A 12004-nucleotide genomic window follows, 5' to 3' on the forward strand; every position below is an offset into this window, starting at 1 on the left:
CGTCGAGGACCGGGTCCCCCAGACGTGACGTTGTCACGACGTCATGTCAGATCCGCCGGCGCGCACCGTCCGGCGTGCCGGCGCACGCACGTCAGGCCGAGGCGGCGTGCGGGGCCGCGGTCGCCCGCAGGTGCTCGGCGATCTCCCGCCCCCAGGCCTCGACGGCGGCGAAGTCGCGGTGGTCGCCCTCCTTGGCCCGGGCACCCGCGATGATGGCCCGCTCGGCGAACGCGAGGTCGGACCGCACCAGCCGGCCGGCGAACGCCCGGTGCCCCTGCGCGCCGATGTCGCGCGCGAGCGCCAGCAGCTCGTGCGGGCTGTTGGCCCGCGCCGCCGGCTGGGTCGCCAGACCGGACGAGAACAGCCACACGGGGCGCTCGCGCAGCCCGGCTGCGAGCCGCGCGGCGAGGTCGCGGGCGGCGGGCAGCCAGTGCGCGGTGTACACCGCCGAGCCCAGGACCACGGCGTCGTACGCGTCGACGTCCGCGACCTGCTCCGGTGCGGCCTCGACCACGTGGTGCCCGTCGGCACGGAGCACGTCGGCGATCGCGGAGCCGATCTCCGCGGTGGCACCGTGGCGCGAGGCCACCGTCACCAGGATCTGCAACGCTCTGCCCTCCAGCGGTTCGTGGCGGTCGACCGGTGCCCCTGCCCGGTCCGATCCGCCGTCATCCATCGTCCGGTGCGACAGGCGTCCCGGCGTGGGCCGGAGGTCCCCCGCCCGCCGCCCGGGTCAGGAGCCCGGCGACCGGTCCAGGTCGGCGATCCCCGCCTGCGCGGCCCGCAGGTCGCCCGCCACGCGGGTCAGCGCGGCCAGCTGCTCCGGGCCGAGCGCCCCGCCCACGTAGTGCGCGATCGCCTGCACGTGCCGCCGGCCGACCTCGCGCTGGAGCGCCGCGCCCTGCTCGGTGAGGGCGACGACGACGCCGCGCCCGTCGCCCGCGGCCGGCGCACGGCGCACCCAGCCGGCCTCCTCGAGCCGCTCGACCATGCGGCTCAGGCTGGGCTGGCTGAGCAGGCTGGACTCGCCGAGGTCCCGCAGCCGCAGCCCGTCCGGCGCGTCCGACAGCGTGTAGAGCACGTCGTACTCGCGCAGCGACACCCGGTCCCAGATCGGGTCGCGCTGCAGCCGGCGCATGATCGCGACCTGCGCCCGGAACAGCTCCTCCCACGCGGTCGCGGCGGCCCGGACGTCGACCGGCGCCGCGTCCGTCGCCGGGACCGTCGCCTGCTCCTGCGCCGTCATCGCTGCTCCGTCCGTCGGTCCATGCATTCGCATCTACCCTCCTGCAACGGCGGCGCACCCGCACGTGTTCCGACGGGCGCGCCCGGCCGCGCCGCCTGCGCCAGCCTGCGCCCCGCCTGCGCCCGCACGGCCCGGTCCTCCCCTACGCTGGCCCGATGCAGAACGACGGCGTCCGCTCGACGTACGTGCTGGTCGACGGCGAGAACATCGACGCGACCCTCGGCTCCTCCATCCTCAACGGCCGCCCCACCCCGGAGCAGCGACCCCGCTGGGAGCGGGTGCTCGAGTTCGCGCACCGCACCTGGGGGCAGCAGCCGAAGGGGCTGTTCTTCCTCAACGCGACCAGCGGCTCGCTGCCGATGTCGTTCGTGCAGGCGCTGCTGGCGATCGGCTACCAGCCGATCCCGCTGGCCGGCGAGGGCAAGGTCGTCGACATCGGCATCAAGCGCACGCTGGAGGCGCTGGCCGACCGCGAGGGCGACGTCCTGCTCGCCTCGCACGACGGGGACTTCGCACCCGAGATCGAGGCGCTGCTGGGCGGCGACCGCCGCGTCGGGCTGCTGGCGTTCCGCGAGTTCACCAGCACCGCCCTGTCGCACCTGTCGGAGCGCGGCCTGCAGGCGTTCGACCTCGAGTCCGACGTCCGCGCGTTCAACGTCACGCTGCCGCGGCTGCGGATCATCCCGCTCGAGGAGTTCGACCCGCTGCGCTACCTCTGACGCGGGCCGGTGTCCGGGGTGCACAGTGGGCACGTGGCCGGACCCGAGCGCGTCGTCGTCCTGCTCCGCGCGGTCAACGTGGGCGGGCACGGCGCGCTGCCCATGGCCGACCTGCGCGCGGCCGCGACCGACCTCGGGCACGCCGACGTCGCCACGTACCTCGCAACCGGCAACCTGCTGCTCACGCCCGCGCCGGGGTCGCCGGGCACCCCGGACGGGCTGGCCGCGCGCCTGACGGCCGACCTCGCCGAGCGCCTCGGGCGGCCGTTCGCCCTGACCGTGCGCACGGCCGCGCAGCTCGACGACGTCGTCGCGTCGAACCCGTACCCGCAGGCCGCGGCCGACGACCCGGCGCACCTGGTCGTGGTGTTCCTGGACGGCCCCGCGGCCGCCGACGGCCCGGCGGACCTGTCGGCGTACGGCCGCGAGCGCGTCACCTGGCGCGGCCGCGAGGGCTACGTGCACTACCCGGACGGCATCGGCCGGTCCCGGGTCACCGCCGGCGTGCTCGACCGCCTCGCCGGTCGCAGCGGCACCGGCCGCAGCTGGCGCACCGTGCTGGCCGTCCGGTCCCGGCTCTGACCGGCGGCCCGGGCGACCTGGGTAGCGTGGGGCCATGAGCACCCTGTTCACCCGCATCGTCGCCGGCGAGATCCCCGGCCGGTTCGTCTGGGCCGACGAGCGCGCCGTCGCGTTCGCGACCATCGCCCCGATCACCGACGGCCACGTGCTGGTGGTGCCGCGGGACGAGGTGCCGTCGTTCACCGAGGCGGACGACGACCTGCTCGCGCACCTGGTCCGCGTCGCCAAGCGCATCGGGCTGGCGCAGCAGGCGGCCTGGGACGCCCCGCGCGCCGCGCTGCTGGCGGCCGGGTTCGAGGTGCCGCACCTGCACCTGCACGTGCTGCCCGCGTGGGGCGAGGGCGAGCTCAGCTTCGCCAACGCCCGCACCGACGTCCCGGCGGAGCAGCTCGACGCCGCCGCCGAGCGGCTGCGCGCCGCCCTGCGGGACGCCGGGCACGCGGCCCACGTGCCGGCGGCCCTGGGGTCCCCCGCGCTCTGAGGCAGCCGACCGGCGGGCCGGCGTCGCGCTCAGGCCACCGGATCGTCCGCGCCGTACGGCGCGAGCCGCAGGGTCCGGGCGTCGGCCGCCAGGATCCGCTCGGTGACCTCGGCGAGCGTCGCGGGCGTGTCCGTCCCGGCGCGCACGAACCGCCCGGACAGCGCGTCCAGCCGGCCGGAGCCGAACGCGTCCACCAGCTCGACGGTCGCCTCGACGGGGGTCCACTCGCTGCGGTCGTCGTGCAGCGGCATGGCCTGGGTCATGTCGGTCACGACCACCCCCGGGGCGACGTCGAGCACCCGTACGCCGCGGTCGGCGTACTGGCGGTCGAGCATCGTGGTGAGCCGGGCGAGCGCGCCCTTGCTGATGCCGTAGCCGGTGTAGACGGACGACGGCCGGTGACCGGACCCGGAGTTGATGTTGACGACGTAGCCGCTGCCGCGCTCCAGCATCGCCGGCAGGACGGCGTGGCTCAGCAGCAGCGGCCCGCGCACGTTGGTCTCGATCACCCGCCAGACGTCCTCGACGTCGTCGGCGACCAGGTCCACCTCGGCGCGCTCGATGACGCCGGCGTTGTTGACCAGCAGCCCGAGCCCGCCGGCGTCCGCGAAGGCCGCCTCGACCCGCCCGACCGCCGCGGCGACGGCGGCACGGTCCACGACGTCCACCTGCTCGACGACCACCACCGCGCCGGCGCGGGCCGCCCGGGCCTCCTCGGCCACCGCGTCCAGGCGCGCCCGGGTCCGGCCGAGCAGGGCGACGTCCCAGCCCGCGCGCACCAGGCCCAGCGCGAGCCCGCGCCCGATGCCGCGGCCGGCGCCGGTCACGAGGGCGGTGCGCGGGGCGGGACCGACGGGGGGCACAGGGAGAACGGGGCTCGTCATGCCCCCATCGTCGCGCACCGCCGGGACCGCTCGCGCGGGCACCCCTGCCGCTCCGGGCCCCGGGCTCGGCATACTGTCGCTGCTCAGCACGTTGTCGTCACGGCGGCACCTGCGGTGCGCGCCGCGCACCCCACCAGCCCGATCCCCCGAGGAGCCGCCCGTGGCCACGGACTCCGCCGAACCGCTCTCGTCCCTCAGCTCGCCGGGACCCGCCCTGCGCGTCCGGCTGCCGTCGGTGAGCCCGTCGGTCCGCAGCTTCCTCGCCACCGAGGCCGGCAGCGCGATCTTCCTGCTCGCGGCCACCGTCGTCGCGCTGGTGTGGGCGAACTCGCCGCTCGCGCCCTGGTACGACGCGCTGTGGCACACGTCCGCCGGGTTCCACCTGGGCCCGTTCGGGCTGGACCTGGACCTGCACCACTGGGTGAACGACGCCGCGATGGCGGTGTTCTTCTGCGTCGTCGGCCTGGAGATCAACCGCGAGGTGACCAGCGGCGAGCTGCGCGACCGCCGGACCATCGCGGTCCCGGCCCTCGGCGCGCTCGGCGGTCTCGCGGTGCCCGCCCTGCTGTACCTGGCGTTCAACGCGGGCACGGAGGCGGCGCACGGCTGGGGCGTCGTGATGTCGACCGACACGGCGTTCCTGGTCGGCATCCTGGCGCTGTTCGGCCCGGCGTGCCCGGACCGGCTGCGGCTGTTCCTGCTGACGCTGGCGATCGTCGACGACATCGGCGCGATCACGGTGATGGCGGTGTTCTACAACGACGGGGTCGACCTGGCGGCGCTCGGCGTCGCGGGCGCCCTGGTGCTGGTGCTGCTGGCGCTCCGCTGGCTCGGCGTGTGGCGGCTGACGCCGTACGCGCTGGTCGGGATCGCGCTGTGGTTCGCGGTGAACGCCTCGGGCGTGCACGCGACGCTGGCGGGCGTGCTGGTCGGCCTGCTGCTGCCCTCCCGGGCCATGGCGCGCGAGCACGTGGACCAGGTGCCGCGGTGGGTGGACGGCCTGCTCGCGGACCCGACCGCCGACCGCGAGCGCCTCACCGAGCTGGCCGCGCGTGCCACGGTCCCGGCCGGCGAGCGGCTGCAGCGGCTGCTGCACCCGTGGTCGGCGTTCGTGGTGGTGCCGGTGTTCGGCCTGGCGAACGCGGGCGTGCGCCTGGACGCCGCGGCCCTGAGCGCCGCGGCGACGTCCCCGGTGACCATCGGCGTCGCGGTCGCGCTGGTCGCCGGCAACACGATCGGCATCACCGGCGCGGCCACGCTGGCGATCCGCACCGGGCTGGGCCGGCTCCCCGGCCGGGTGCGCTGGGGGCACCTGGTGGGCGGTGCGGTGCTGGCCGGGATCGGGTTCACCATCTCGCTGTTCATCGCCGAGCTGGCGTTCGAGGGCGCGCTGCGCGAGCAGGCGAAGATCGGCATCCTGGCCGGCTCGCTGGTCGCCGCGGTGCTCGGCACGGCGCTGCTGCGGATCCTGGGCGACCGGCTGCCGCTGTGCTCGCCGGACGAGGAGCTGCCGACCGGCCTGCCGCCGCGGCCCTGGGTCGCCGGGTCCTGACCGCCGGCCCTCAGCCGGTGGCGGCCGCCGACCGCACGGCGTCCCGCAGCGCCCCGAGCTCGATCGGCCCGCGGTACCGCTCGCCCTGCACCAGCAGGGTGGGCGTGCCCCGGATGCCGAGGTCGAGCCCGGCGAGGTAGTCGGCCTCGACGGCGTCGGCGAACCGCTGCGCACCGGGACCGGCCACGGTGGCCGGGTCCAGCCCGAGCCGGGCACCGACGGCGCGCAGGTCAGGCTCGGTCAGCCGGTCCTGCTGCGCGAACAGGGCCCGCTGCATCTCCCAGAACAGCCCCTGCTCGGCGGCCGCCTCGGCGGCGAGCGCCGCGATCAGCGCGTGCGGGTGCACCTGGAACAGCGGGAAGTGCCGCCACACCAGGCGCACGCCACCGTCGGACTCCTCGACCAGGCGGCGCAGCACGGGCTCGGCGGACCGGCAGTACGGGCACTCCAGGTCGCCGAACTCGGTGACGGTGACGGGAGCGTCCGGCGCACCCAGGACGAAGCGGTCGGTCATGGCACCAGCATCGCGCACCGGCGGGTTCGCCGGGCGGGGTCCGTCAGCGGGGCCGCATCGGCGGGCTCGCCGTCCCCGCGCCGCGCACCAGGCCGGCGAGCAGGTCGCGCATCGCCTGCACGCCGGTGTACCGCGGCCGGAACGCCAGCTCGCGCTCCGCCCGGCTCGTGTCGAGCACCGGCACGGAGGCGGCCAGGTCGAACCAGCCCGGACCGATCGGTGCCAGCCGCGCGTGCCAGGCCAGGCTCAGCCCGGCGCGCACCGGGCCGTGCGGCACCTCGCGCCACCTGCCCCGGGACAGCACGTCGGCGACGTCGGCCGCGCGGACCAGGCCGGGACCCGCGACGTTGTAGGCACCCCGCGCCTGCCGCACGACGGTTTCCCGCAGCGCCTCGGCCAGGTCGTCGGCGTGCACCGCCTGCACCCGCAGCCCCGCGGGCCACGGCAGCACCGGCAGCCGGCCGTCCAGCAGCCGCGCCGGCACGAACGGGCCGAGGAAGTAGCGCTTGATCTCGTGGCCGGCCGCGTGCTGGAACACCAGCGCCGGGCGCAGCCGGGCGACGGCGAGCGACGGGTAGCGCAGCTCGGCCTCGTCCAGCAGCCGCTCGACGGCCACCTTGTCGACGCTGTACTGCGAGGACCGGACGCCGCCGGTGTCCCAGTCCTCGTCCCGCGGCTGCTCGGTGTACGACGGGCTGTACGCGCCGACGGACGACACGACGACCAGGTGCGGGACCCGCGCCTCGACCACCGCGGCGAGCACGCGCCGCATGCCGTCGACGTTGACCCGCCGCAGCCGGTCGCGGTCGTGGCTCGGCTGGATCAGCCACGCCAGGTGGACCACCGCGTCGGCACCCGCGAACGCCTGACGCAGCCGGGAGACGACGGGCCCGTCCGGGCCGGGCTCGCCGATGTCGACGCCCACCCAGTCCGTCGTGTCGTACGGGGCGGGCACCGGGCCCTGCGGCGCCCGGCGCACGACGCCGCCGAGCGAGGTCACGGTCGGGTCCTGCCGCAGCCGGCGCAGCAGCGCCGTGCCGACGTTGCCGCTGCCGCCGACGACGACGACCCTCACGAGGAGCGCTCCGGCTGCCCCGGCTCGCCGTCCGCCGCGAACGCCTGCTCGCGGGCGACCGCCCCGAGCCGGGTCAGCGTGGCGATCTGGTCGTCCGCCTGCGCGAGCAGCCGGCGCAGGCGGTCGCCGTCCAGCCCGAGCTCGTCGGACCAGATGTCGAGCGTCTCCCACAGGCCGCGCTTGGCCGAGACCGCGCCGCGCATCAGGTCCATCTCGAGGACCGCGGACAGGGGCGAGGGGGTGGTCAGGCGGCCGTTCGGCTTGAGCCGGCCGGCCCGCTCGACGACCGCGAGGCCGAGCTGCTTGACCTTGCTCGGCGCGACGCCGAGCTGGTACGCCGTGTCGCGCAGCCACTCCCGCTCGTCGGCGACCTCCCGCGCGATCCGGTCGAGCTCGGGGCCCAGCGGGGTGTCCGCGTAGGCGTCGGCCATCCGCGCGAACCGCGCGCTGCCGCCCGTGGCCCCGGCGAGGTGGTCGCCGAGGTACGAGTCGAGCAGCGTGCGGTCGAGGCGCCTCACGGGGTGGCGGCGCCGCCGTCGGCGCCCTCGGCCCGCGGGTTCAGGTTGTCCGGGTCGGCGTCGGGGTCGCCCTGGTCGCCGTCGTCGGAGGACTGCGCGCCCGTGCGCGGGTTCAGCATCTCCGGGTCGGTGTCCGGGTCCTCGGCGGGGTCGTAGGCGTCGGTGGTGGTGTCGTCGGTGCTCATGGCCCCACGCTGGCACCACGGGCGTCGGCTCGCACGCCGAACGCACACGGCTCGACGGGCCCAGGACCTCGGTCCCTGGTGTCCGTCCGTCGGGGATGGTGCGCGAGTGCTCCTCCGCGCTGGTTACCATCGAGTCGTGCCCTCAACTGCTGAGCCGGTCGACGTCGTCCTGGTCGGTGGCGGGATCATGTCCGCCACCCTCGCCACGCTGCTGTCGGACCTCGAGCCCTCCTGGCGGATCGAGATCGTCGAGCGCCTGGACGGGATCGCCCTCGAGAGCTCCGACGGCTGGAACAACGCCGGCACGGGCCACGCCGCCCTGTGCGAGCTGAACTACACGCCGGAGCGGGCCGACGGCTCGATCGACATCGCGAAGGCCGTGACGATCAACGAGCAGTTCGCGCTGTCCTGCCAGCTGTGGGACCACCTGCGCGACGCCGGCCGGCTGCCCGGCGCCGGCTACCGCTCGCCCGTGCCGCACCTGACCTTCGTGCGCGGGGCGGCCGACGTCGACTACCTGCGCCGGCGGCACGCCGCGCTGAGCGCGCACCCGCGGTTCGCGCACCTGGAGTACTCCGAGGACCCCGCCACGATCGCGTCCTGGGCGCCGCTGGTCATGGCCGGCCGCGACCCGGCGGAGCCCGTCGCGGCCACCCGCGCGCTCGACGGCGAGGACGTCGACTTCGGCGCGCTGGCCCGGCACATGGTCGACGACCTGGTGGCCCGCGGGGCGAACGTGCGGCTGCAGCACGAGGTGCGGCGGGTGCGCCGGCGCCGCGGCGGCGGCTGGCGGCTGCACCTGGTCGACCGCGCCTGGAACGCCAGCCCGAGGCGGACCACCCTCGACGCGCGGTTCGTCTTCATCGGCGCGGGCGGCGGCGCCCTGCGCCTGCTGCAGGCGTCGGGCATCGACGAGATCAAGGGCTACGGCGGCTTCCCGATCAGCGGCCAGTTCCTGCGCACCACCGACCCGGCCCTGGTCGAGCGGCACCGCGCCAAGGTCTACGGCAAGGCCGCGGTCGGGTCGCCCCCCATGTCGGTCCCGCACCTCGACACCCGCGTGGTCGGCGGGCAGCCCGCGCTGCTCTTCGGCCCGTACGCGGGCTGGAGCATGAAGTTCCTCAAGCAGGGCTCGTGGACCGACCTGGTCCGCACGGTGCGCCCGGGCAACCTGGTGCCGCTGCTCGCGGTGGGGCTGCACAACCTGGACCTGCTGAAGTACCTGATCGGCGAGGTGCTGGCGTCCCGCACCGCCCGGCTGCGGTCGCTGCGGGCCTTCCTGCCCACGGCGCGCGACCGGGACTGGGAGCTCATCACCGCCGGGCAGCGCGTCCAGGTGATCAAGCGCGGCGAGGGCGGCGGCGTGCTGGAGTTCGGCACCGAGCTGATCACGGCCGCCGACGGCTCGATCGCCGGGCTGCTGGGTGCGTCGCCGGGGGCGTCCACCGCGGCGTCCGCCATGCTCGACCTGCTCCGGCGGTGCTTCCCCGACCGGTTCGCCGGCTGGCAGCCCCGGCTCGAGCAGATGATGCCGATGCTCGCCGACGACGCCGGGGCCGACCCCCGCGCCGTCGTCGCGGAGGCGCCCGACGCCGACCCGGACCTCGGCACCGAGGACCCGGCCGAGCCCGGTGCGTCGGAGCAGCGCGAGCCCGCGACGTCCGGCTCGCCCGCGCCGTCGATCCCCTCCGGGCGCCGCCCGGCGCGACCGAACCCGCCGCGCCGCCGGGACTCCCCCGTCGCCTGACCGGCGCCCGGGTCGCACCTCTGCCTCCCCGGGTGCACGGTGGGGCGATGAGAGCCGTCGTCCTCAACTGCACGCTCAAGCCGTCGCCGCAGCTGTCGAACACCGGGGCCCTGGCCCAGGTGGTGATCGACGCCCTCGCGGACCACGGCGTCACGACCACCACGTTCCGGCTGGCGGACCACCGGGTGCCGCCCGGGGTCGAGTCCGACCTCGGTGACGGGGACGAGTGGCCGACGATCCGCCGCGCGATCCTCGACGCCGAGATCCTCGTGGTCGCCACCCCGACCTGGGTCGGCCGCCCGTCGTCCTACGCGCAGCTGGTGCTGGAGCGCCTCGACGCGATGATCTCCGAGACCGACGACGACGGACGCCCCGTCGCCTACAACCGGGTCGCGGGCGTGGTCGTCACCGGCAACGAGGACGGGGCGCACCACGTGATCTCCGAGGTCGCCGGCGGGCTGGTGGACATCGGGTTCACGATCGCCCCGCAGGCGTGGACCTACTGGAACCGGGGCCCGGGCCCCGGGCCGGTCTACTCGGAGACCGAGGAGGGCCACGAGTGGAGCCGCTCCACCGGCCGCGCGATGGCGCAGAACCTGGTCGGGGTGGCCCGGGCCCTCGCGGCCGCGCCGCTCGGGCCGCCGGCGGGCTGAGAGGGTGGCCCGCCCGAGCCGCCCCCTGCGGGCTCGGACGGGCCACCGCACGGGTCCGGTGCCCCTCCGCACCGTCGCCCGTGTCACCCGGGAAGTCCCCGGGTGGCACCGATCCGTCACGCCACCCGCCTGTGACCTCGGTCACAGACGGGTGCGACCGCGGTCCCGGCGGGACCCGGGAGCCGGCGCCCGCCGTCCGGGCGCCGCGGCGCCCTGCGGATGCGGGCTCCGCGCGCCGCTGCCACCGTGGGGCCCATGACCAGCGAACTCCTGCTCGTCCGGCACGGCGAGAGCGTGGGCAACGTGGCCGCGACCCGTGCGGAGCGCACCGGGGCCGAGACCGTCGACGTCGCCACGCGCGACGCCGACACCCCCCTGTCCCCCACCGGCGAGGACCAGGCCCGGGCGCTGGGCGCCCACCTCGAGGAGCTCGGCGAGGACCGCGCGCCCGAGGTGCTGTGGTGCTCGCCGTACGTCCGGGCGCTGCGCACCGCGGAGCTGGCCGTCGCGGAGGCCGGGCTGGACCTGCGGCCGGTCGTCGACGAGCGGCTGCGCGACCGGGAGCTCGGCATCGTCGACGGGCTCACCCGGCACGGCGTCGACGCCCGGTTCCCGGACGAGGCCGCCCGGCGGGACCGGCTGGGCAAGATGTACTACCGGCCGCCGGGCGGCGAGTCCTGGGCCGACGTCGCCCTGCGCCTGCGCTCCGTGGTCGCGGACATCGAGCGGCAGGCCGCGGGCCGGCGGGTCCTGGTGGTGTGCCACGACGCGGTGATCTGGCTGCTGCGCTACGTGTGCGAGGGGCTCACCGAGCACGAGCTGATGGCGCAGGTCGCCGAGCGGAGCGTCCGGAACGCCTCCGTGACCGTGCTGGTGGGCGGCCCCGGCGGCTGGCGCGCCGAGCGCGTCGACGACGTGGCGCACCTGGCCGAGGAGCACTCCGAGGTCACCGAGCACCCGGGGCAGGGCGATGAGTGAGCCGGTCGTCCTCACCCCGGCGCTGCTCCGCGAGTGGTCGCTGCCCGCCCGCGACGGCACCAAGGACGCGCGCGGCGGGGTGCTCGTGGTCGGCGGAGCCCGCCGGACGCCGGGCGCGGTCGCGCTGGCCGGGCTGAGCGCCCTGCGGATCGGAGCGGGCCGGCTCACGCTCGCGGTCGCGGAGTCGGTGGCGCCCGCGCTCGCCGTCGCCACGCCGGAGGCCGGGGTGCTCGGTCTCCCCGAGACCGCGGACGGCTCCCCCACGGGCGAGCCGCCGGCGCACCTGACCGACGAGCTCGGCCGCGCCGACGCGGTGGTGGTCGGGCCCGGGCTCGACGAGCCGGACGGGGCCGCGGCCCTGGTGCGGGTCGTGCTGGCCGCCCTCGCCGAGGCGGGCGCCGACGGACCCGCGCTGCTGCTCGACGCCTTCGCGCTCGGCGTGCTGCCCGGCCTCGGCGACGACGCCACGCTGCCGGCCGGCCGCACCGTGCTGACCCCGAACCTCGCCGAGGCCGCGCGGCTGCTCGAGGTCGACGAGGTCGATCCCGGGGACGCGGCGGTGCGCGTCGCCGAGCGCTGGGGCGCGGTCGTCACCTGCGCCGGCACCGTCGCGCACCCCGACGGCCGGCGCTGGGTGTCGGCCACCGGGTACGCGGGGCTCGGCACCTCCGGGAGCGGCGACGTGCTGGCCGGCGCGATCGCGGGCGTGCTGGCGTCCGGGGCCCCGCCCGAGCAGGCCGCGGCCTGGGGCACCGCCGTGCACGGCACGGCGGGCGACCGGCTGGCCGCCCGGATCGGCCCGCTCGGCTACCTGGCGCGCGAGCTCGTGGACGAGCTGCCGGCCCTGCTGGTGGAGCTGCAGGCCTGAAC

Annotated in this window: 15 protein-coding genes; 8 read left to right on the forward strand and 7 right to left on the reverse strand. The window is 76.7% G+C overall.

Annotated elements, in window-relative coordinates:
* Window positions 1–91 precede the first annotated feature (91 nt).
* Together AC1050_RS06160 and AC1050_RS06165 are read right to left on the reverse strand one after the other, a co-directional pair.
* Window positions 92–589 (reverse strand): flavodoxin domain-containing protein, encoded by a 498-nt coding sequence (locus tag AC1050_RS06160; protein WP_482386478.1) that lies wholly within the window; start codon window positions 587–589, stop codon window positions 92–94.
* Window positions 590–733: 144 nt separating this feature from the next.
* Window positions 734–1246 carry a MarR family winged helix-turn-helix transcriptional regulator gene (locus AC1050_RS06165; RefSeq protein ID WP_482386479.1) on the reverse strand — a complete coding sequence of 171 codons (513 nt, stop codon included), beginning with the start codon at window positions 1244–1246 and terminating at the stop codon, window positions 734–736.
* Between the two features lie 155 nt (window positions 1247–1401).
* Between AC1050_RS06165 and AC1050_RS06170 the strand changes: the two genes are divergently transcribed.
* The 3 genes from AC1050_RS06170 to AC1050_RS06180 are packed head-to-tail and all read left to right on the forward strand — an operon-like array spanning window position 1402 to window position 3028.
* Window positions 1402–1965 (forward strand): NYN domain-containing protein, encoded by a 564-nt coding sequence (locus tag AC1050_RS06170; RefSeq protein WP_482386480.1) that lies wholly within the window; start codon window positions 1402–1404, stop codon window positions 1963–1965.
* Window positions 1966–1998: 33 nt separating this feature from the next.
* The gene (locus AC1050_RS06175) at window positions 1999–2547 is read left to right on the forward strand and encodes a DUF1697 domain-containing protein (protein WP_482386481.1); all 549 of its coding nucleotides are present in this window, start codon (window positions 1999–2001) and stop codon (window positions 2545–2547) included.
* A 34-nt stretch (window positions 2548–2581) separates the two neighbouring features.
* Window positions 2582–3028 (forward strand): HIT family protein, encoded by a 447-nt coding sequence (locus tag AC1050_RS06180; protein WP_482386482.1) that lies wholly within the window; start codon window positions 2582–2584, stop codon window positions 3026–3028.
* A gap of 29 nt (window positions 3029–3057) precedes the next feature.
* Here the strand turns inward: AC1050_RS06180 and AC1050_RS06185 are convergent, their stop codons facing one another.
* Window positions 3058–3912 (reverse strand): SDR family NAD(P)-dependent oxidoreductase, encoded by an 855-nt coding sequence (locus AC1050_RS06185; RefSeq protein ID WP_482386483.1) that lies wholly within the window; start codon window positions 3910–3912, stop codon window positions 3058–3060.
* Window positions 3913–4072: 160 nt separating this feature from the next.
* On the opposite strand from AC1050_RS06185, the gene nhaA reads away from it, so the two are divergent.
* Window positions 4073–5464: a Na+/H+ antiporter NhaA gene (gene nhaA, locus AC1050_RS06190; RefSeq protein ID WP_482386484.1), complete on the forward strand. Its 1392-nt coding sequence runs from the start codon at window positions 4073–4075 to the stop codon at window positions 5462–5464.
* A 10-nt stretch (window positions 5465–5474) separates the two neighbouring features.
* On the opposite strand, the gene AC1050_RS06195 is transcribed toward nhaA, so the two are convergent.
* From AC1050_RS06195 to AC1050_RS06210, 4 genes are read right to left on the reverse strand one after another with little or no spacing between them, the layout of a single operon-like run.
* Window positions 5475–5978: a DsbA family protein gene (locus tag AC1050_RS06195; protein WP_482386485.1), complete on the reverse strand. Its 504-nt coding sequence runs from the start codon at window positions 5976–5978 to the stop codon at window positions 5475–5477.
* 43 nt (window positions 5979–6021) lie between these two features.
* Window positions 6022–7053, reverse strand: a complete 1032-nt coding sequence (locus tag AC1050_RS06200) for an NAD-dependent epimerase/dehydratase family protein (protein WP_482386486.1) — start codon at window positions 7051–7053, stop codon at window positions 6022–6024.
* The gene (locus AC1050_RS06205) at window positions 7050–7571 is read right to left on the reverse strand and encodes a hypothetical protein (RefSeq protein ID WP_482386487.1); all 522 of its coding nucleotides are present in this window, start codon (window positions 7569–7571) and stop codon (window positions 7050–7052) included. Before AC1050_RS06205 ends, AC1050_RS06200 begins: the two co-directional genes overlap by 4 nt.
* Window positions 7568–7756 (reverse strand): hypothetical protein, encoded by a 189-nt coding sequence (locus AC1050_RS06210; RefSeq protein ID WP_482386488.1) that lies wholly within the window; start codon window positions 7754–7756, stop codon window positions 7568–7570. The genes AC1050_RS06205 and AC1050_RS06210 overlap by 4 nt, the downstream gene beginning before the upstream one ends.
* 136 nt (window positions 7757–7892) lie before the next feature.
* Here AC1050_RS06210 and mqo point away from each other — a divergent pair, with 136 nt between their 5' ends.
* From mqo to AC1050_RS06230, 4 genes are all read left to right on the forward strand, one after another.
* Window positions 7893–9503: a malate dehydrogenase (quinone) gene (gene mqo, locus AC1050_RS06215; protein WP_482386489.1), complete on the forward strand. Its 1611-nt coding sequence runs from the start codon at window positions 7893–7895 to the stop codon at window positions 9501–9503.
* Window positions 9504–9550: 47 nt separating this feature from the next.
* Complete coding sequence (locus AC1050_RS06220; protein WP_482386490.1) at window positions 9551–10156, forward strand: flavodoxin family protein; 606 nt, start codon at window positions 9551–9553, stop codon at window positions 10154–10156.
* Window positions 10157–10411: 255 nt separating this feature from the next.
* Window positions 10412–11134 (forward strand): histidine phosphatase family protein, encoded by a 723-nt coding sequence (locus AC1050_RS06225; protein ID WP_482386491.1) that lies wholly within the window; start codon window positions 10412–10414, stop codon window positions 11132–11134.
* Window positions 11127–12002, forward strand: a complete 876-nt coding sequence (locus tag AC1050_RS06230) for an NAD(P)H-hydrate dehydratase (protein WP_482386492.1) — start codon at window positions 11127–11129, stop codon at window positions 12000–12002. The genes AC1050_RS06225 and AC1050_RS06230 overlap by 8 nt, the downstream gene beginning before the upstream one ends.
* Window positions 12003–12004: the final 2 nt, after the last annotated feature.

This window comes from Cellulomonas sp. NEAU-ZC6 (assembly GCF_056844425.1).

What these genes read in the sequence shown, in the direction of transcription:
- AC1050_RS06165 (WP_482386479.1), bottom strand. Translation starts at nt 1,246, where the DNA reads ATGACGGCGCAGGAGCAGGCGACGGTCCCGGCGACGGACGCGGCGCCG.
- AC1050_RS06170 (WP_482386480.1), top strand. Translation starts at nt 1,402, where the DNA reads ATGCAGAACGACGGCGTCCGCTCGACGTACGTGCTGGTCGACGGCGAG.
- AC1050_RS06180 (WP_482386482.1), top strand. Translation starts at nt 2,582, where the DNA reads ATGAGCACCCTGTTCACCCGCATCGTCGCCGGCGAGATCCCCGGCCGG.
- AC1050_RS06185 (WP_482386483.1), bottom strand. Translation starts at nt 3,912, where the DNA reads ATGACGAGCCCCGTTCTCCCTGTGCCCCCCGTCGGTCCCGCCCCGCGC.
- AC1050_RS06195 (WP_482386485.1), bottom strand. Translation starts at nt 5,978, where the DNA reads ATGACCGACCGCTTCGTCCTGGGTGCGCCGGACGCTCCCGTCACCGTC.
- AC1050_RS06210 (WP_482386488.1), bottom strand. Translation starts at nt 7,756, where the DNA reads ATGAGCACCGACGACACCACCACCGACGCCTACGACCCCGCCGAGGAC.
- AC1050_RS06220 (WP_482386490.1), top strand. Translation starts at nt 9,551, where the DNA reads ATGAGAGCCGTCGTCCTCAACTGCACGCTCAAGCCGTCGCCGCAGCTG.
- AC1050_RS06225 (WP_482386491.1), top strand. Translation starts at nt 10,412, where the DNA reads ATGACCAGCGAACTCCTGCTCGTCCGGCACGGCGAGAGCGTGGGCAAC.
- AC1050_RS06230 (WP_482386492.1), top strand. Translation starts at nt 11,127, where the DNA reads ATGAGTGAGCCGGTCGTCCTCACCCCGGCGCTGCTCCGCGAGTGGTCG.